We start from the raw sequence: 18,687 nt of genomic DNA, 5'->3' as shown, positions 1-18,687 counted from the left end.
ATCATCAAGGTTCCTGTCATCGTGCCGGGAACACGATAAGAAGATGTGCTCGCCATTCCCGTGCCCGGGACCGGAGGCGCAGGGTGCCGCGGCATCGCGCCGCCACCCGGGCGGCACTGTCTGGCGTTGAATTTCGGTTCCGGGTGCTGTTGAGCCGGCTTGCTGCGTGCGCCTTATGTCAGAATGCGCGCTTCGGTAACCGACTGCACCTCTTCCAGCCTGTTGCCGGGGGCGAGGTCGACCAGCCGGAAGCCTTCGGGTGTAACCTCGAGGACGCAGAGATCCGTATAGACCCGCGTCACGACTCCGGCGCCGGTCAGGGGATAGCTGCACCGCTTCAAAAGTTTGGGCGAGCCATCCCGGGCGGTGTGGCGCATCAGCACGAATATCTGCGGCACACCTGCGACAAGATCCATCGCGCCGCCAACCGCGGGAGGAAAGCTTTGCTCAAGCGTCGCCCAATTCGCCAGATCGCCATTCTCAGCGACCTGATAGGCCCCCAGCACCGCGATACTGAGATGATTGCCCCGCATCATCGAGAAGGCCAGCGGATGGTCGAACAGCGCCGCACCGGGAACCATGGTCACGAATTTCTTGCTGGCATCGATGAGTTCGGGGTCTTCCTCGCCCGTTGCGGGCGCCGGGCCGACACCAAGCAGGCCATTTTCGGTGTGATACATCACCTCGCGCCCTTCGGGGACGAAATGGGCGACCTTGTTGGGCAGGCCGATACCCAGATTGACATAGGCCCCGTCCGGAATGTCCTGCGCAAGCCTTGCTGCCATGGCATTTTCGTCAAGTGGTTTCATGGCCGTATTCCGTATTCAACGATGCTGTCCACAAAGATTCCGGGAGTTATCACCGAGTCGGGTTCCAGCGGCTCCCCGGACAGGTGCCGGACCTCGGCGATGCTGTGCCGTGCCGCCGTGGCCATCACCGGATTGAAATTCCGCGCCGTGACGTGGTAGCGCAGATTGCCCCAACGATCACCGGCCTCTGCCCGGATAAGGGCGAAATCCGCCGGCAAGGGGGGCTCGAACACATATCCCACGCCATCTATTTCCCGCGTCTCCTTGCCCGCGGCCAGCAGAGTTCCGTAGCCCGTGGGCGTCAGGAACCCGCCGAGCCCGGCCCCGGCGGCGCGGATGCGCTCTGCCAGGGTACCTTGCGGAACGATCTCGAGTTCGATCTCGCCGGCCTCGTAGCGCCGTTCGAACCAGATCGAGCCGGGTGAGCGCGGGTAAGAGCAGATGACCTTGCGCACCCGCTTTTCACGAAGCAGGGAAGAGATGCCGTCTTCGCCCGCCCCGGCATTGTTCGAGATGATCGTCAGTTCCCGCGCACCGTGATCCAGCAGGGCGTTCAGAAGTCCCGCCGGGATGCCCGAATTGCCGAAGCCTCCGACCATGATGGCGGCGCCATCGAATATCGGCGCGACCGCCGTGGCCAGATCGCCGATCCGCTTGTCGATCATGAAGTCCTTCCCCTCCGATGTGAAACGATTCCGCTTCGCGTTTTTCGACCCGTTGCCGAAAGCATGGCTCAGCCGCCCTCCATCCCGCCCAGTTTGCGGACGGTTTCCAGTAATGCCGGACCGTATTCCTTGTGCAGTTCCTTGGGCGAGATCAGAAAGGACGGGCCGCCGATATTGATGCCATAAACGGTCGTGCCGTCGAGAGACCGCAGCGGGGCCGCGATAGCGTTGATTTCGGCTTTCCATGCCCCGAAGCTGGTGCAATATCCGTAGGTTTCGTAATCACTGACCGCGTCGCGGATGCTTTGTTCCATGCGCTCACGCTGCTCGGGAAATTCCTGAATGCCCATGGCCAGCACTTCGGCCCGTTCCTCTTCGGAGATCCCGGCGATGATGGCCCGACCGATGCCGGAATAAAACAGCGGCAGCCTTGCGCCGACCCCGATCGACAGCGACACTGCCTGATGCGAGCGCCGGACCGCGAGGTAAACGGCGCGAATGCCGCTGCGTTCCGCCAATGCGGCGGTCACATAGGGGTTCGGACCTTTCGACAATGCGCTCAGTTCCGACGTGACGCGGTCGGATATGCTGGTCGCGGCCAGCACGCCAAAACCCAGTTGCAGAACCTTGGCGCCAAGCCGGTATTCGCCGCTGGCTTCGTCACGCAGCAAATGGCCCGTTTTTGTCAGCGTATAGGTGAGCCGCGAGACGGTCGGCTTGGCAAGCCGGGTCCGGCGTGAAATCTCGTGATTGGACAGGAAGCGGTCATCGATGCGAAAGCAGCCGAGGATATCCAGCCCGCGTGCGAGCGCACTCACGAATTGCCGGTCGCCGGCCTCCGCCTCTTCGGGATGCTCTGCATCCTCCGTTATCTGATCTTTCGACATCATGCCTGCTTCGCCTCTGGAGCACAGGAGCAGTGTTGGACAAAGATGGTCTGGATGCAAGTAATTTCGCATTGCGAACGAATGTTTTGCATTTCTACAGAATGGAATCGCTTGACACAGGCGGCTTCTCCGCCCTATCCGTTCGCTGTGCGAAACAATAATTCGCAAAAATTCGACGCGATGTCCAACGCAATCGATATCTGCAGGGAGGAAATCAATGAATATTCTCAGGGGAGCGGTGGCCGGTATCGTTCTGTTCATGGCGGGCGGAGCCGGCGCGCAGGATATCGAGCTGCCAAGGCAGATGTCCTGGACCGCCTATGACACCGGATCGGCGGGCTTCAATCAGGCCGTCGCTATCGGCGGCGAACTCCAGAAAGCAACCGGCACCAGCTTGCGGATATTGCCGGGCAAGAACGATGTGTCGCGCACCCAGCCCTTGCGTCAGCGACGGGTCGAATTCTCGGCCACCGGGATCGGCGGCAGCTTCATGGCGCAAGAGGGCGCTTTCGAATTCGGTGAAAAGAACTGGGGGCCGCAGCCGTTGCGCGTGTTGCTGGCCAATTTTGGCGGCGATGTGAACCTTTCGGTCGGTGTGGCGGCGGATGCCGGCATCGAAACCTATGCTGATCTGCGCGGAAAGCGGGTGGCATGGATCGCGGGCGCGCCGGGGCTTAACGTCAACATGGAGGCCTATCTTGCCTATGCCGGGTTGACCTGGGACGACGTGACCAAGGTTGAATTCGGCGGCTACGGGGCCGGCTGGACCGGGCTGATCGAGGGCGAGGTCGATGCGATGTTCGGTTCGACCAATACCGGCCCCGCCTACGAGGCGGCGGCGGGGCCGCGCGGCCTGCTCTGGCCGCCCATGGACCCGGCTGACGAGGAAGCCTTCAAGCGGCTGACCGATGTCGCGCCTTTCTATACACCGAACAAGGCGAGTGTCGGGGCGGGGATCGACGGCACCGACGGGGTTCAGGGGGCAACCTATGCCTATCCGGTTCTGGTGAGCATGGCGGATGCGGATCCCGATCTGGTCTATAACATGACCAAGGCGATGGTCGAACTCTTCCCGCAATATGACGGCAAGGCGCCGGGTATCGGTGGCTGGAATATCGACAAGCAGAATTTCACCTGGGTCGTGCCCTACCACGATGGCGCCATTGCCTATTTCAAGGAACTGGGTGTCTGGAGCGATGAGGCGCAGGCCCATAATGACAGGCTGATCGAACGGCAGGAAGTATTGCAGGCTGCCTGGAAGGAGCTTGAGGCCGAGAACCCCGATGACTGGGTTGCCGCCTGGTCGCAAAAGCGCCGCGATGCCCTGGCCGATGCGGGCTTCAAGGTCGTGTTCTGAGCTTGCCGGAGGCGGGGCACAGGCATCGCCTCCTTCGGCACCCGTCCGGCTGATCTCGGGACGGTTTGCCAAAAGACGGGCCGGGATAGCCGGTCCCGACAGTCTATGCGGATCGTGCAGTTCTTTTCGCGTTCTGCCCGCGCCCGCATCCCGGAGAGGAGGCCGACATGCAGCCATCTGATACTGCCTTGGAAGATCCCGAAAAAATACCAGAAGGCGGATATCGCAGCGTCCGGCACGTCACGTTGCTTGCCCTGACTGTCGCGGCGATCCTGCTGGTGATCAACCAGTTGTTCAATATCAGGCCCTTTGGCCTGGTAATGCTGGAGGGCCGGTATCTCAACATCCTTGCGACGCTGTTTCTGGCCGCGACTTTCCTGGTATTCGACATCCGGGGCAAACGCTTTGGCTCCGTCTCGCCGCTCGACTGGTTGCTGGCAGGGATGTCGTTGGGGGCTGGTGCCTATATCGCGGTAACCGCGCAGCAGAACCTCAACGAGGGCTGGGAATTCGCCGCACCGGTCGCCGCGCAATGGGTGGCGTTCCTTTTCGCCGGTCTTGTCCTGGAGGCGACGCGGCGGGCCGGAGGGCTGGTGCTGGCGATCGTCGTGACCGTCGTTGCCTTCTATCCCACTTTCGCCGGTCATGTTCCCGCTCCGTTTTCAGGTTTTCAAAGCACGCTGAGCGAGGCCTTCTCGTATCACGTCTATTCCTCTGAAAGCATTTTCGGCATCCCGATGAAGGCTTTCGGCGGGGTGGTGATCGGCTTCATCATCTTTGGATCGGTGCTGCAGCATACCGGCGGCGGCGCGTTCTTCAACGATCTCGCATTGGGCCTCGTGGGCCGCTATCGCGGCGGAGCCGCCAAGGTCTCGATCTTTGCCAGCGGCTTCATGGGCTCGATGTCCGGAAGCGTGATTTCGAACGTGCTGACCACCGGCGTCGTCTCGATCCCGACCATGCGCCGCACCGGATTTTCCGCAAGGACTGCGGCAGCGACCGAGGCCTGCGCCTCGACCGGGGGCGTATTGATGCCGCCGATCATGGGTGCGACGGCTTTCGTCATGGCGTCTTTCCTGTCGGTTCCCTATGCCGAAATCGTTGTCGCCGCCGTCATTCCGTCGCTGCTGTTTTATCTGGCGCTGTTCGTGCAGATCGATGCCTATTCCGCGCGCCGTGACCTGAAGGGCCTGCCGCGCGGCGAGGTTCCGGCGCTGCGCGACACGCTGCGCAAGGGCTGGCCCTATGTGCTGGTTTTCGCGCTGTTGATCTTCATGATGGTGGTGCTGCGGCAGGAAACGGCGGCGCCTTTCTATTCGGTGCTTCTGCTGCTGGCGATCAACCAGTGCCTGCCGGGGAACCGCATGACGTGGCGCAAGCTGCTCGATATCGTCATGGGCGTCGGCTCCAGCCTTGCCGAACTGACTGCGGTCATTCTTGGTGTAGGACTGATCGTCGGGTCGTTCTCGGCCACCGGCCTGGCCGGGACGCTGGTGAACGAGCTTCTGTTCATCGCGGGCGAGAATGTGTTCATCCTGCTGGTGATGGGGGCGCTGACGGCCTTTGTCTTCGGCATGGGAATGACTGCGACGGCCTGCTATATCTTTCTGGCCATCGTCCTTGCCCCGGCGCTTGAGGCGGGCGGGCTGGACCGGCTTTCGGTGCATCTGTTCATCCTTTACTGGGGCATGGTCAGCTATATCACGCCGCCTGTCGCCCTCGGTGCCTATGCCGCCGCGACGCTTGCCGGAACCAGCCCGATGCGGGCGGGTTTCGAGGCGATGCGGCTTGGCAGCATCATCTATGTCGTGCCATTCCTCTTCGTGTTGAATCCGGCGCTGATCGGCAACGCTCCCACGCTCGAAGTTGCTGTGGCACTGGTCTGCGCGGTGATCGGGGTCGGGATGATCAGTATGGGGTTGCAGGGCTATATCGTGGCGGCCGGGTCGCTGGCAGGCCGGGGCGAGTATCTGCTGCGCGCCATGCTGTGCCTGGGCGGCTTCCTGTTCGCCCTGCCGGCGATGCCCTTTGCCGGGATCGGTTTTGGCACGACCGCAGCCCTGGGTGCTGCACTGGCATCTCTGCCGGTCCTGATAGCCTATCGGCGCGGTCAGCCCGCCGTCGCGGCGACAGGTCAGCCATGATGGAACAGGCCGGGAGAGTTGCGGAGGGGAGGTCAACCTTGAGGCGTATCCACGAGGTCTTGTCGCAGGGCGCGCCTGCAAGCATCGCCATCACCGATCACGACGGAAGCGATTACAGTTATGCTGCGCTTGGCGAACTCGTCACGGTGATCGCGGGAAAGCTTCGTGATCATGGGGTGCGTCCGGGTGACCGGGTTCTGGTGGTCAGCGAAAACTGCGTCACCTATCTGGCGGTCACATTGGCGGTAAGCCGTCTCGATGCGTGGGCGACACTGGCCAATGCCCGGCTGACTCCTGCCGAACTGGATCGGCTGATCGAGGTGGCGGATGCACGCTGTGCCGTCTTTACCCCCGAGGCGTCATCGGCGGCAAGAACGCATGCCGCGCGGCTTAAGGCCGTGTCACTGGGGCAATTGCGCTGCGGTGATTTGCTGGTGACGCCGCTGCGCGAAGCCATGCTCGAACCGGTCGAGGATGGCCCCGGCCAGACCGCCGCGCTGATCTATACCAGCGGCACGGTTGGAGAGCCCAAGGGGGTGATGCTGACCCATGGCAATTTGCTGTTCATGTGCCGGACTTCGGCGGGGCTGCGCCGGATCGGGCCGGAGGACACGACGCTGGCCGTCATTCCGGGAACCCATATCTTCGGGCTGACCTCGGTTTTCCTGGCCGGGCTGATGGGTGGGTCGCGGCTGATCGCCATGCCGCGCTTCGATGCCGACGAGGTGCTGCGACATATCCGCGAGGACGTGACCATCCTGCCCGCCGTGCCGCAGATTTTTGCCGCCCTGCTGCGGCGCCTGAAAGAGCTTGGCATCGAAAAGCCCGAGCATCGGCTACGTTATCTCTATGCGGGCGGTGCTCCCCTGGACCTGAGCCTGAAGGAGCGGGCCGAGCGGGTTTTCGGGCAGGTCCTGCATAACGGCTATGGCCAGACCGAGGCATCACCGGGCATCGCAACCACCCGGATCGAGAGCCCGCGCAGCGATGCCGCGGTCGGGCTGCCGGTGCCGGGAATGGAGGTGCTGATCCATGAGCCCGACGAGAACGGCGTGGGCGAGTTATGGGCGCGCGGTCCCAATGTGATGAAGGGATATTTCCGCAACCCGGAGGCCACCCACGCTACCTTGACCGAGGACGGTTTCCTGCGCACCGGCGATCTGGCACGGCAGGAGGCCGACGGCACCGTTCATATCGTGGGGCGGCTGAAAGAACTGATCATCCATTCCGGCTTCAACGTCTACCCGCCCGAGGTCGAGGCGGTGTTGACCGCCCATCCTGCCGTCGCGCTTTCAGCGGTGGTCGGACGGGCGCGAGACGGTAATGAGGATGTGCTTGCCTTCGTGACCACGCAGGACAAGGTGACCGAAGCTGAATTGCGGGACTGGGTGCGCGGCCGGATGGCGCCGTATAAGGTGCCCGCACGGGTAATCATTGCCGATGCCTTGCCACAGGCGGCGACGGGCAAGATTCTGAAGAACAAGCTGCTGGAACATTTCCGGGCTGAACTGGACGAAACCTAGAGGACGAGGACGATCATGCTTCAAGGATATATCTACGACGGTTTGCGCAGCCCCTTCGGGCGTCATGCCGGTGCGCTGGCGGCGGTTCGCCCCGACGATCTGGCGGCCAGGGTCATCCGCGCATTGATCGAACGCTCGGATCTGCCGGTCGAGCAGATCGAGGATGTTATCCTCGGCAATGTCTGCCAGTCGGGCGAGGACAGCCGCAATGTCGCGCGTTTCGCGGGACTTCTGGGGGGCGTGCGGGAAGGGGCAGGCGGGCTGACCGTCAACCGGCTTTGCGGCTCGGGCATGGCGGCGGCGCTGGATGCGGCCCGTTCGATCACCGTGGGAGAAGCGGGTCTCTATCTTGCCGGCGGCACCGAAAGCATGACTCGCGCGCCCTTCGTGATGGGCAAATCGCCAAGCGCTTGGGACCGCCAGCCCAAGATTTACGATTCGACCATCGGCACCCGCTTTCCGAACAAGCAATTCGCCAAGGAGTTCGGCGATTACACCATGCCGCAGACCGCCGATAATCTGGCGAAGGATTACGGGATCGGGCGCGAGGAAAGCGATGCCTTTGCCCATGCCAGCCAGCAGAAATACGAGGCGGCGCGAGCGGATGGTTTCTTCAGGGACGAGATTTTGCCCATCGAGATCCCGGGCCGCAAGGGCGCGGTGACCGTGGTCGATGCGGATGAGCATCCCCGCCCCGAGACGACGCTGGAAAAGATGGCGTCGCTGAAGCCGATCTTCGAGGGCGGCGTGGTGACGGCGGCCAATGCCTCGGGCGTCAATGACGGCGCGGCGGCGCTGTTGGTGGGTGCCAAGGACCTGGGGCCGAAGCCCCGGGCGCGGATCGTTTCGGGCGCGATTGCCGGTGTGCCGCCCCGCATAATGGGGATCGGGCCGGGCTTTGCCGTGCCCAAGGCGCTGGAACGCGCTGGCCTGACCATGCAGGACATGGACCTGATCGAGATCAACGAGGCCTTCGCCAGCCAGGTCCTGGCCTGCTGCAAGCAACTCGAACTCGATCCCGCTGACAGCCGCCTGAACCCCAATGGCGGCGCGATCGCGGTCGGCCATCCGCTTGGCGCCTCGGGCGCGCGGATCATCCTGACCGCGATGCGGCAGCTTGAGCGGAGCGGCGGGCGATATGCCTGCCTGTCGATGTGCGTCGGTGTCGGGCAGGGCATCGCGATGGTCATCGAGCGCGTCGCCTGAACGCGGCGGGAAACGAAAGGATCAGATATGAGCCAGAGTGAAACAATGCCGGTGCGCGTCGAGACCGAGGGCGAGATCGGGCTGATCTGCCTGAACAATCCTCCGGTCAACGCGCTTGGGGCAGCTGTGCGGCAGGGGCTGTCGGATGCGATTGAGCAACTGAATGCCGACCCGCAGATTCGCGTCATCGCCATTCATGGCGAGGGGCGGGCGCTGTCGGCAGGGGCCGATATCCGCGAATTCGGCAAGCCGCCGATAGAGCCTCGCCTGCCTGATGTTCTGGACAGGATCGAGGCCAGCGGCAAGCCGGTGGTCGCCGTTGTCCATGGCACGACCCTAGGCGGCGGGCTGGAGCTTGCCTTGTCCTGCCATGCGCGGATCGGTCTGCCCGGCGCGCGGGTCGGGCTGCCCGAGGTAACGTTGGGTCTGCTGCCCGGCGCGGGCGGAACGCAGCGTCTGCCCCGCCTGATCGCGCTGGAGAAAGCCATCGATATCATCAGCTCGGGCCGTCAGGTTCCTATTGATGAGGCAAAAGAGCTGGGCATCGTAGACCGCGTTGATGACGCATCCCCGCGCGAGGCCGCATTGGCCGGGGCGAGGGCGGTTCTGGACGGCTCGCTGCCGACACGGCGCACAGCCGAGATCTCGGTCGATCTGGACCCCGCGCTGATTGAGGCCGCCACCCAACGTCTGCGCAAAAAGCGTCCGGCACTGGCTGCGCCGATCAAGGCGGTCGAGGCCGTGGCGCAAATCGCCAAACCCTTCGCCGAAGGGCTGAAGGCCGAGCGGGCGCTGTTCATGGAACTGATGGACAGCCCCGACCGGCAGGGCCTGATCCATGCCTTTAACGCCGAACGCGCCGTCAAGCGCATCCCCGAGGCGCAGGCAGAGCCGCGTCAGGTCGAGACCGCCGGGGTGATCGGTGGCGGCACGATGGGGGTCGGCATCGCCACCGCCCTGTTGCAGGCCGGTATCCCGGTGACGCTGATCGAAATGGCGCCCGAGCGGGCCGAGGCGGCTAAGGCTGCCGTGACCAGGAACCTCGATGGTGCAGTCAAGCGCGGCAAGATGACGGCGGATGGCCGCGACAAGGCGCTGGCCGCCCTGAATGCAACGACCGATCTGGAAAGCCTCGCCCCTGTCGACCTGGTGATCGAGGCGGTGTTCGAGGAAATGTCGGTCAAGGCCGGGATCTTCGGCAAGCTCGACCGGATCTGTAAGGCTGGCGCAGTGCTGGGCACGAATACCTCTTATCTTGACGTGAACGCCATTGCCGCGATGACCTCTCGCCCGCAGGACGTGATCGGGCTGCATTTCTTCTCTCCGGCTCATGTCATGCGGCTGCTGGAGGTCGTGGTGGCGGACCAGACCGCGCCCGAGGTGGTGGCGACCGCATGGGCATTGGCCGCGCGGATGAAGAAGGTCGCGGTGCGCTCGGGCGTCTGCGACGGCTTCATCGGCAACCGTATTCTCGCCCATTACCGCAAGGCGGCGGATTACATGCTGCTGGACGGGGCGAGTTTCGAGCAGATCGACCGCGCGCTGGAGGATTTCGGCTTCGCGATGGGACCCTTCGCCGTAGGCGATCTGGCCGGGCTGGATATCGGATGGGCAACCCGCAAGCGCAAGGCGCCGGATCGTCCGCCCGAGGAACGCTATGTCACCATCGCCGACCGGATTTGCGAGAATGGTTGGTTCGGGCGCAAGACCGGGCGCGGCTATTATCTTTATGACGATCCCAAGACGCGCAAACCGAACCCGGATGCCGTGGCCATCGTCGAAGCCGAGCGCAAGGCCGCGGGCGTGACCCCGCGCGAATTCAGCGACAAGGATATCACCGACCGCTACATGACCGCGATGATTTCCGAGGCCGCCCGTGTCGTGCAGGAAGGGATCGCACAGCGCCCCGTCGATGTCGATGCGGTGTTCCTGTTCGGCTATGGCTTTCCGCGTCATCTTGGCGGGCCACTCAATTATGCCGACCGGATCGGAGCCAAGACATTGATCGAACGGATCGAGACCTATGCCAGGGAAGACGCGCATTACTGGCAGGTTCCGCCGCTCTTGCGCGAATTGGCCGATAGCGGCCGCGGCTTTGCCGATCTGAACAAGGAATGAACGGATGGACCTCGAATTCACTCCAGAAGAGCGCGCGTTCCGTGACGAGGTGCGTGCGTTCCTGAAAGACAACCTGCCCGAAGAGCTAGCCGGGAAAGTGGCGGCGGGCAAGGAGCTTTCGAAAGATGATCTGCTGCGCTGGCAGGCGATCCTGCACGAGCGCGGCTGGCTGGCGGCGACATGGCCCGAGGAATATGGCGGTCCAGGCTGGAGTGCGGTGGAGCGCCATATCTTTGCCGAGGAATGCGCGCTGCACAATGCACCACGGCTGGTGCCCTTCGGCCTGAACATGCTGGGGCCGGTGCTGCTCAAATTCGGCACCGAAGAGCAGAGGCGAGAGATCCTGCCCCGGATCCTGGACGGCAGCGACTGGTGGTGCCAGGGCTATTCCGAGCCGGGGGCGGGCTCCGATCTGGCCAGCCTCAAGACACGGGCGGTGCGCGACGGCGATCATTACGTCGTCAACGGGCAGAAGACCTGGACCACGCTTGGCCAGCATGCCAACAAGATTTTCTGCCTCGTACGGACCTCGACCGAGGGCAAGCCGCAAGAGGGAATCAGCTTTCTGCTGGTCGATCTGGACACCAAGGGCGTCGAGATGCGCCCGATCCGGCTGATCGAGGGCGGGCATGAGGTGAACGAGGTATTCTTCACCGATGCTCGCGTCCCCGTCGCCAACCTGGTGGGCGAGGAGAACCAGGGCTGGACCATCGCCAAATACCTGCTGACGCATGAGCGCACCAATATTGCCGGCACCGGCTTTTCGATGAAGGACATGGAGCGCTTTCACCGCCTGTCGCGGCAGATGACCCGCGACGGCCGCAAGATTGCGGATAACCCGATCTATGCCGCCCGCGCCGCCGAGATCGAGACCGAGCTGGAGGCATTGCGGATCACCAATCTGCGGATGCTGGCCAATGCGAAGGGCGGAGCGGCAGGCGGTATCGAAAGCTCGATGCTGAAGCTCAAGGGCACACAGGTGCGGCAGGCGATCCAGGACCTGTATCGCTCGGCTCTCGGGCCGCAGGCCGCGCCTATGGCCAGTGAGCTGTCCGAGAACGAATTGGCCGTGCCGGTCGAGGCCGCCCGCGCCGCGCCCGCCTATTTCAACAATCGCAAGCTGTCGATCTTTGGCGGTTCGAACGAAATCCAGCGCAACATCGTTGCCAAAGAACTGTTCCGGAGGTGATCCCATGGACTTCAATCTTTCCGAGGACCACCAGATGCTGGCGGACAGCTTGCGCCGCTATCTGACCGACAATTACGATATCGAAACGCGGAACGCCCATGCCTATGCCGAACCGTGGCATTCGGCTGAAATCTGGGCCGGGCTGGCGGAGCTTGGCATTATCGGGGCTTTCATCGGCGAAGAACAGGGCGGCTTCGGCGGCAGCGCCGAGGATGTCTCGGTCATCTTCGAAGAGGTCGGGCGGGGCTTGTGCGCCGAACCCCTACTGGGTGCGCTGATGGGGCTGCGGCTGCTGGCGGGTCTTGGCCGGAGCGATCTGGTCGAGGCGATAGTGGCTGGCAGCGCGCGTCCCGTGCTGGCCGTCTATGAACCGCATGTCGCCTGCGATCTGTCCCATATCGAGGCGCAGGCGCGGCGGGACGGCGGGGACTGGCGGCTGACGGGCCGCAAATCCGCCATCTATGGCGCGCCCGGTGCCGATCATCTGCTTGTGGCGGCGCGGACCGATGCGGGGATTGGCCTGTTCCAGGTCGAAAGCCCCGAATTGATCTCTGCCACGATGGTTGACGGTGGCGGCGTATCGGATCTGGTCATGGATGACCTGAAGGTGGAATGCCTGTCGCCTGATTGCCGCGCCGATCTGGAAGATGCGTTGGACCTGGGCCGTGTCGCGCTTTGCGCCGAGGCGGTGGGTGCCATGGCCCATCTGATCGACCTGACGATCGACTATCTGGGTCAGCGTCAGCAATTCGGCCGGCCTATCGCGACCTTCCAGGCCCTGCAGCACCGCGTCGTGGACATGCTGGTCGAACTGGAGCAATGCCGTTCGATCACCATCGCGGCAGTGGCCGGTTTCGGCACGCAGGATCAGGCGCGCAACGTGTCGATGGCCAAGAACCTGATCGGGCGGATGGGCCGGAAAATCGCCGAGGAAGCGGTTCAGATGCATGGCGGCATCGGCATGACCTGGGAGTATCCCGGCGCGCATTACGCCAAGCGGCTGGTGATGATCGACCACCAGTTGGGCGATCACAATGACCATGTGTTGCGCTTGCTCGAACTCGGCGGCGCGGCAAAAGGCAGGGCCGCGTGATGGAGGGCGAGGCCGACGATTTGCTGCCGATCGATCGGTCGGGCGCGAGGGAACTGGTCGGTTACAGGTCGTTCCTGCCGGACGACCAGACCGGGGCTTGCTCGCTTGAAATCGGTCCGCAGCATCTCAACCGGATGGGGGTGCTGCATGGTGGCTTTGTCTCGATGCTGCTGGATAACGGCTGCGGCACCGCCCTGCGCAACCATCTGGGAGACGTGGGCAGCGGCGTGGTGACAGTCTCGATAAACGTGAATTTCATCGCCGGAGCCACCGAAGGGCGGGTCACTGCGACAGGTCGCGTAACCGGTGGCGGCCGAAGCCTGAAATTCATCGAAGCCGACCTGCGCGCGGAGGACGGACGGCTGCTGGCCACGGCGACCGCGATATTCCGGGTGGTGAAAAAGCGCTGAGCCCCGTCGACGTCACGTCGAACAGGTTATGGAATGGCCGGGTCATCGCCCGGTCATTTCTCTATACCAGCCGGCCTTCCAGCATCGCGGCCCGGACGAAGCCGGCGAAGAGCGGTGCCGGATCGAATGGCTTGGATTTCAGTTCGGGATGCGACTGCACCCCGATGAACCAGGGATGGTCGGGATACTCGATCACCTCGGGCAGCTTGCCGTCCGGCGACATGCCGGAAAACCTGAGCCCGACCTTTTCCAGCGCCTCGCGATAGGTTGCGTCGACCTCGTAGCGATGGCGATGGCGATCCTCGATCCGCAATGCGCCGCCATAGGCTTCCGAGACCTTGGAATCGGGCTCCAGCACAGCGGTATAAGCGCCGAGGCGCATGGTGCCGCCCTTGTCGTCCGTCACCTTGCGCTGGACCGTGTAATTGCCCTGCACCCATTCCTTCAGGTGGTAGACCACGGGGGTAAAGCGGGTCTTGCCGGCCTCGTGGTCGAATTCTTCTGATCCCGCATCGGGCATTCCCGCAAGGTTGCGCGCCGCTTCGATCACAGCCATCTGCATGCCAAGGCAGATGCCAAGATAGGGCACTTTCTTCTCGCGCGCATAGCGGGCGGTGGCGATCATGCCTTCGGTTCCGCGTTCGCCAAAGCCGCCCGGCACGATGATCCCGTGATAACCGTCCAGCAGGTTGATGCCGTCGTCTTCCAGCTTTTCGCTGTCCACCCAGTCGGCCCGCACCCGGACCCGATTCGCCATGCCGCCATGAGTCAGCGCCTCGGCAATGGATTTATAGGCATCTTCAAGCTGCGTATACTTGCCGACAATGGCGATCCTGACCTTGCCTTCCGCATGTTCCAGCCGGTCCATGACGTCTTCCCAACGCGACAGGTCGGGGCGCGGCGCGGGGCTGATCTGGAACGCGTCCAGAACCGCGCGATCCAGACCGGCGCGGTGATAGGCCAGCGGGGCTTCGTAGATCGATTTCAGATCATAGGCGGGAATCACGGCGTCCGGACGAACATTACAGAACAATGCGATCTTGGCGCGCTCCTTTTCCGGGATCGGCTGTTCCGAGCGGCAGACCAGCACATCGGGCGCGATCCCGATCGAGCGCAGCTCCTTGACGCTGTGCTGGGTCGGCTTGGTCTTCAGTTCGCCCGAGGCGGCAAGCCATGGCAGCAATGTCAGATGCATGAAGATGCATTGTCCGCGCGGACGATCCTGGCTGAATTGCCGGATCGCCTCGAAGAAGGGCAGGCCCTCGATATCGCCGACCGTGCCGCCGATCTCGCAGAGCATGAAATCCACCTCATCCTCGCCGATGGCCAGGAAGTCCTTGATTTCATTCGTTACGTGAGGAATGACCTGAATGGTCTTGCCCAGATATTCGCCACGGCGCTCCTTTTCCAGCACATTGGAATAGATGCGCCCCGAACTGACGGAATCCGTGCGGCGGGCCGATACGCCGGTGAAGCGTTCGTAATGACCCAGATCCAGATCAGTTTCGGCTCCGTCATCGGTGACGAATACCTCTCCATGTTCGAATGGCGACATGGTGCCGGGATCGACATTCAGATAAGGGTCCAGCTTGCGCAGCCGGACGGTGAAGCCACGGGCCTGCAGTAGGGCGCCGAGCGCGGCGGAAGCAAGACCCTTGCCAAGGGACGAAACCACCCCGCCGGTGATAAATATATAACGCGCCATGGAGCCCCCGTGATGTGCAAAACCAATATGATCGCGGGCCCTCGAACAGCCGGCATCACGGGACTTAAGTTATAAGCGATTCGTCCCGTGGCCGCAATGGACCGCAAGTTGATGTGGGGCAGATTTATTCCGCCCCTATTTGTTGTGGGTTCTTAATTCGAGTTCCGGGGGTTTTCCGATCCGGCTGCCTCATCGCCTTCCGGCGCTGCGGTATCCGCGTTGTTGGCGGCGGGTTCGGTTGTCTCGCTTGTCGTGCTTTCGGTCGCGGGAGGAGTTACGACCTCCTCGCTTGCCGCGGGAGCCTCGGTTTCTGCCCCCCCGGTTGCGGGCGGCGTGACCGTCGCCGGAGCCTCGGCCGAATCCGCACCGGCTGCCTCGCCGCTTGCCGCCGGCGCATCGGGTGCGGGCGGTGTCAACGGATCGCCGCCGGTCGAGGGCGGAGGCGTATATTCCGGAAGTTGCGGCAAATTCGAATCCTGCTGCTGCGATTCAGGCACGCCAAGCTGATCCATGATCGAGCTGTTCGAGGATTGCCGCGCCGCGATGATCGTCAGGCTGATCGAGGTCACGAACAGCGCTACGCCGAAAATCCATGTCAGCCGGGTCATCGCATTGGCGGCCTGCCTGCCGGACATGACGCCACCGCCGCCGCCGCCACCCATTCCGAGCCCGCCGCCTTCGGAGCGTTGCAGCAATACGACCCCGGTCAAAAGGACCGCCAGGATCAGGTGAATCGTCAGCACGACATTTTGCACGGAATTCGGCCTTTCAATTGCGGACGCGCCTATCTAGTCATCCGTGCAGATGTTGGCAAGCGGAGTGTCCCATGCCCGCCACGAAGCCCCGCGCGGTGATGATACAGGGCACCGGCTCGAATGTAGGTAAATCCCTGCTGGTGGCGGGGCTGTGCCGTGCAGCGCTTCGCAGGGGGCTGAGGGTGGCGCCGTTCAAGCCGCAGAACATGTCGAACAATGCCGCCGTTACCGCCGATGGAGGCGAGATCGGGCGCGCGCAGGCGCTGCAGGCGCGGGCTTGCGGGCTGGATCCCGTGAGTGACATGAACCCTGTCCTGCTGAAGCCTGAAACCGACACCGGAGCACAGGTGATCCTGCAGGGACATGCCATTGCCCGGGCACAAGCCCGGGATTATGCGATGCTCAGGCCGCGGCTTCTGCAGGGGGTTCTGGACAGCTTCAGCCGGCTTGCCGCCTCCTGCGACATTGTCATCGTGGAGGGCGCCGGCAGCCCGGCCGAGGTCAATCTGCGCTCGCGTGACATAGCGAATATGGGCTTCGCATGTGCGGCGGGTGTGCCGGTGGTGCTGGCGGGTGATATCGATCGGGGCGGTGTCATCGCGCAGATCGTCGGGACGCAGGCGGTGATCGACCCTGGCGATGCGGCCATGATCCGGGGCTTTCTGATCAACAAGTTCCGTGGCGATCCGCGCCTGTTCGACGACGGTTTCCGCCTTATCGAGACCCGCACCGGCTGGCCGGGTTTCGGCATGGTGCCGTGGTTCGACGATGCGCATCGACTGCCTGCCGAGGATGCGGTCGATCTGGGCGCATCGCGGGGAAAGGGACTGCATGTTGTGTGCCTCGCCCTTTCGCGGATTGCCAATTTCGACGACCTCGATCCCCTGGCCGCGGAGCCGGAACTGCGCCTCACGATGCTGGGGCCGGGAAGGCCGATACCCGGAGACGCGGATCTGGTCGTCATTCCCGGAACGAAATCGACCATTTCCGATCTGGCCTTCCTGCGTGCACAGGGCTGGGATCTGGACCTCGCCGCGCATGTCCGGCGCGGGGGGCATGTGCTTGGCATCTGCGGTGGTTACCAGATGCTGGGACAGTCGATCCGCGACCCGCTCGGCTCCGATGGGCTGGCGGGCGAGACCGAGGGGCTTGGCCTGTTGGACGTCACCACCGAGATGGCCGGGACCAAGCGGCTGGTTCGTGTGACGGGAGAGGCCCTGGGGCAGCCTGTTTCGGGATATGAAATTCATATGGGACAAAGCTGTGGCCCGGATTGCGCCCGTCCCTTTGCCTATATGCCCGGCCCGGACGGAGCCATCAGCCATGACGGGCGAATCATGGGCACATATCTGCATGGGCTCTTCGCGGATGACCGGTTTCGTGCTGCCTATCTGCGCAGATTGGGCACCGCGTCGCAGCCGGGTTATGATGCCGGGATAGAGCAGACGCTGGATGCCTTGGCCGATCATCTTGAGGCATATCTGGACGTGCCAGAGATTCTTGCACTTGCAGACCGGGGGGCGTGAAATCCGGCGAAAGGCGCGCGGCAATAGCGTCATCATTAGGCATGGAAGGAGAAGACGGGGCGGCACATGGGAGTTTCGTGATGTCCTTTCGAGGAAGTGATGGCGTCGCGACCTATTGCCATTGCAGTCCCTTTCCGCGCCCCGGTCAATTTCCAAGTTGTTATGATTTATATAAAAATGATGAAGTCTTGGGAGTTGGCGCGATTAGGTTCGCGGATTAATCATGTGGGATGTGAATCGGCCATGTCTGGACGATGCGTCATGGTCGCGTTAGGGCAGGAATATGAAACATGTGAAACCGCCTTTGACGCTTTATCTTGCCGCGCCCCGCGGGTTTTGCGCGGGTGTTGATCGTGCCATCAAGATCGTCGAGATGGCACTGCAGAAATGGGGTGCTCCCGTCTATGTCCGGCACGAGATCGTGCACAACAAATATGTTGTCGATTCATTGCGGGAAAAAGGGGCGGTGTTTGTCGAGGAACTTGATGAATGCCCCGATGACCGGCCGGTGATCTTTTCCGCGCATGGCGTGCCCAAATCGGTTCCGGCCGAGGCAAGGCAACGCGAGATGGTCTTTGTGGATGCGACCTGTCCATTGGTCAGCAAGGTCCATATGGAAGCCGCGCGCCATCATGCGGAGGGCCTGCAACTGGTGATGATCGGCCATGCAGGCCATCCCGAGGTGCTTGGCACCATGGGACAGCTGCCGGAGGGAGAGGTTATCTTGGTCGAGACGGTCGAGGATGTCGCAGGGCTGCGTCCCCGCGATCCCGAACGGCTGGCCTTCATCACCCAAACGACTCTTTCTGTCGATGACACCGCCGCAATCGTCGCCGCCCTGCAGGCGCGGTTTCCGAATATCGTCGGCCCTGCGAAGGAGGATATCTGCTACGCCACCACCAACCGTCAGGCGGCGGTCAAGGCCATTGCGCCCCGGATCGACGCGCTTCTGGTGATCGGTGCCCAGAATTCCAGCAACTCCAAGCGGCTGGTCGAAGTGGGCCGGGCAGAGGGATGCAGCTATTCGCAATTGGTGATGCGGGCGGATCAGATCGACTGGCGGGCGATCGAGGGGGTTCGCAATGTCGGCGTGACCGCCGGAGCAAGCGCGCCCGAGGTGCTGATCGACGAGGTGATAGAGGCCTTCCGCGCCCGATACGATGTGACCGTCGAGATCGTCGAGACGGCGCAGGAGAATGTCGAGTTCAAGGTGCCGCGGGTGTTGCGGGAAGCGGTGTGAAAGGGGGCGCTGCCTCCGCCCTGCCTGTCCGGCCGGGCTTCCCCGAGATATTTGGAGCAA

15 protein-coding genes are annotated in these 18,687 nt (G+C 63.0%); 10 read left to right on the top strand and 5 right to left on the bottom strand.

What is annotated here, in order from left to right:
* Positions 1–173: 173 nt before the first annotated feature.
* From C9E81_RS03355 to C9E81_RS03345, 3 genes are all read right to left on the bottom strand, one after another.
* Entirely contained in the window at positions 174–809 is a 636-nt protein-coding gene (locus C9E81_RS03355) for a 3-oxoacid CoA-transferase subunit B (RefSeq protein WP_122110870.1), read from the bottom strand.
* Positions 806–1,474, bottom strand: coding sequence for a 3-oxoacid CoA-transferase subunit A (locus tag C9E81_RS03350; RefSeq protein ID WP_122110869.1), 669 nt, complete (start codon positions 1,472–1,474; stop codon positions 806–808). Before C9E81_RS03350 ends, C9E81_RS03355 begins: the two co-directional genes overlap by 4 nt.
* Before the next feature lie 68 nt (positions 1,475–1,542).
* Positions 1,543–2,361, bottom strand: a complete 819-nt coding sequence (locus C9E81_RS03345; protein WP_122111150.1) for an IclR family transcriptional regulator — start codon at positions 2,359–2,361, stop codon at positions 1,543–1,545.
* A gap of 217 nt (positions 2,362–2,578) precedes the next feature.
* Between C9E81_RS03345 and C9E81_RS03340 the strand changes: the two genes are divergently transcribed.
* From C9E81_RS03340 to C9E81_RS03305, 8 genes are all read left to right on the top strand, one after another.
* Entirely contained in the window at positions 2,579–3,718 is a 1,140-nt protein-coding gene (locus C9E81_RS03340) for a TAXI family TRAP transporter solute-binding subunit (protein WP_122110868.1), read from the top strand.
* Positions 3,719–3,885: 167 nt separating this feature from the next.
* Positions 3,886–5,862: a TRAP transporter permease gene (locus C9E81_RS03335; RefSeq protein ID WP_122110867.1), complete on the top strand. Its 1,977-nt coding sequence runs from the start codon at positions 3,886–3,888 to the stop codon at positions 5,860–5,862.
* A gap of 38 nt (positions 5,863–5,900) precedes the next feature.
* On the top strand, positions 5,901–7,385 hold the full coding sequence (locus C9E81_RS03330; protein WP_166461800.1) for a class I adenylate-forming enzyme family protein: 1,485 nt from the start codon (positions 5,901–5,903) through the stop codon (positions 7,383–7,385).
* A 15-nt stretch (positions 7,386–7,400) separates the two neighbouring features.
* Positions 7,401–8,591 carry a 3-oxoadipyl-CoA thiolase gene (locus tag C9E81_RS03325; RefSeq protein ID WP_122110865.1) on the top strand — a complete coding sequence of 397 codons (1,191 nt, stop codon included), beginning with the start codon at positions 7,401–7,403 and terminating at the stop codon, positions 8,589–8,591.
* A 27-nt stretch (positions 8,592–8,618) separates the two neighbouring features.
* The gene (locus tag C9E81_RS03320) at positions 8,619–10,709 is read left to right on the top strand and encodes a 3-hydroxyacyl-CoA dehydrogenase NAD-binding domain-containing protein (protein ID WP_243698474.1); all 2,091 of its coding nucleotides are present in this window, start codon (positions 8,619–8,621) and stop codon (positions 10,707–10,709) included.
* Between the two features lie 4 nt (positions 10,710–10,713).
* Positions 10,714–11,898 carry an acyl-CoA dehydrogenase family protein gene (locus C9E81_RS03315; protein ID WP_122110863.1) on the top strand — a complete coding sequence of 395 codons (1,185 nt, stop codon included), beginning with the start codon at positions 10,714–10,716 and terminating at the stop codon, positions 11,896–11,898.
* 4 nt (positions 11,899–11,902) lie between these two features.
* On the top strand, positions 11,903–12,991 hold the full coding sequence (locus C9E81_RS03310) for an acyl-CoA dehydrogenase family protein (protein WP_122110862.1): 1,089 nt from the start codon (positions 11,903–11,905) through the stop codon (positions 12,989–12,991).
* Complete coding sequence (locus C9E81_RS03305; RefSeq protein ID WP_122110861.1) at positions 12,991–13,401, top strand: PaaI family thioesterase; 411 nt, start codon at positions 12,991–12,993, stop codon at positions 13,399–13,401. The genes C9E81_RS03310 and C9E81_RS03305 overlap by 1 nt, the downstream gene beginning before the upstream one ends.
* Before the next feature lie 61 nt (positions 13,402–13,462).
* On the opposite strand, the gene C9E81_RS03300 is transcribed toward C9E81_RS03305, so the two are convergent.
* Positions 13,463–15,106 (bottom strand): CTP synthase, encoded by a 1,644-nt coding sequence (locus tag C9E81_RS03300; RefSeq protein ID WP_122110860.1) that lies wholly within the window; start codon positions 15,104–15,106, stop codon positions 13,463–13,465.
* A 152-nt stretch (positions 15,107–15,258) separates the two neighbouring features.
* Complete coding sequence (gene secG / locus C9E81_RS03295; RefSeq protein WP_122110859.1) at positions 15,259–15,861, bottom strand: preprotein translocase subunit SecG; 603 nt, start codon at positions 15,859–15,861, stop codon at positions 15,259–15,261.
* 71 nt (positions 15,862–15,932) lie between these two features.
* Here secG and C9E81_RS03290 point away from each other — a divergent pair, with 71 nt between their 5' ends.
* Both C9E81_RS03290 and ispH read left to right on the top strand, forming a co-directional pair.
* On the top strand, positions 15,933–17,387 hold the full coding sequence (locus C9E81_RS03290; protein ID WP_122110858.1) for a cobyric acid synthase: 1,455 nt from the start codon (positions 15,933–15,935) through the stop codon (positions 17,385–17,387).
* A gap of 283 nt (positions 17,388–17,670) precedes the next feature.
* Positions 17,671–18,627 carry a 4-hydroxy-3-methylbut-2-enyl diphosphate reductase gene (gene ispH, locus C9E81_RS03285; protein WP_122110857.1) on the top strand — a complete coding sequence of 319 codons (957 nt, stop codon included), beginning with the start codon at positions 17,671–17,673 and terminating at the stop codon, positions 18,625–18,627.
* The last annotated feature ends 60 nt before the right edge of the window (positions 18,628–18,687 follow it).

This window comes from Paracoccus alkanivorans, from assembly GCF_003697785.1.
Taxonomy (GTDB): domain Bacteria; phylum Pseudomonadota; class Alphaproteobacteria; order Rhodobacterales; family Rhodobacteraceae; genus Paracoccus; species Paracoccus alkanivorans.
This window is presented reverse-complemented; position numbering and strand designations above follow the sequence as displayed.

Coding starts and splice junctions, on each gene's coding strand:
- C9E81_RS03350 (WP_122110869.1), bottom strand. CDS start 1,474: ATGATCGACAAGCGGATCGGCGATCTGGCCACGGCGGTCGCGCCGATA.
- C9E81_RS03310 (WP_122110862.1), top strand. CDS start 11,903: ATGGACTTCAATCTTTCCGAGGACCACCAGATGCTGGCGGACAGCTTG.
- C9E81_RS03320 (WP_243698474.1), top strand. CDS start 8,619: ATGAGCCAGAGTGAAACAATGCCGGTGCGCGTCGAGACCGAGGGCGAG.
- C9E81_RS03335 (WP_122110867.1), top strand. CDS start 3,886: ATGCAGCCATCTGATACTGCCTTGGAAGATCCCGAAAAAATACCAGAA.
- C9E81_RS03325 (WP_122110865.1), top strand. CDS start 7,401: ATGCTTCAAGGATATATCTACGACGGTTTGCGCAGCCCCTTCGGGCGT.
- C9E81_RS03355 (WP_122110870.1), bottom strand. CDS start 809: ATGAAACCACTTGACGAAAATGCCATGGCAGCAAGGCTTGCGCAGGAC.
- C9E81_RS03305 (WP_122110861.1), top strand. CDS start 12,991: ATGGAGGGCGAGGCCGACGATTTGCTGCCGATCGATCGGTCGGGCGCG.
- C9E81_RS03315 (WP_122110863.1), top strand. CDS start 10,714: ATGGACCTCGAATTCACTCCAGAAGAGCGCGCGTTCCGTGACGAGGTG.
- C9E81_RS03290 (WP_122110858.1), top strand. CDS start 15,933: ATGCCCGCCACGAAGCCCCGCGCGGTGATGATACAGGGCACCGGCTCG.
- C9E81_RS03300 (WP_122110860.1), bottom strand. CDS start 15,106: ATGGCGCGTTATATATTTATCACCGGCGGGGTGGTTTCGTCCCTTGGC.
- ispH (WP_122110857.1), top strand. CDS start 17,671: ATGAAACATGTGAAACCGCCTTTGACGCTTTATCTTGCCGCGCCCCGC.
- C9E81_RS03340 (WP_122110868.1), top strand. CDS start 2,579: ATGAATATTCTCAGGGGAGCGGTGGCCGGTATCGTTCTGTTCATGGCG.
- C9E81_RS03345 (WP_122111150.1), bottom strand. CDS start 2,361: ATGTCGAAAGATCAGATAACGGAGGATGCAGAGCATCCCGAAGAGGCG.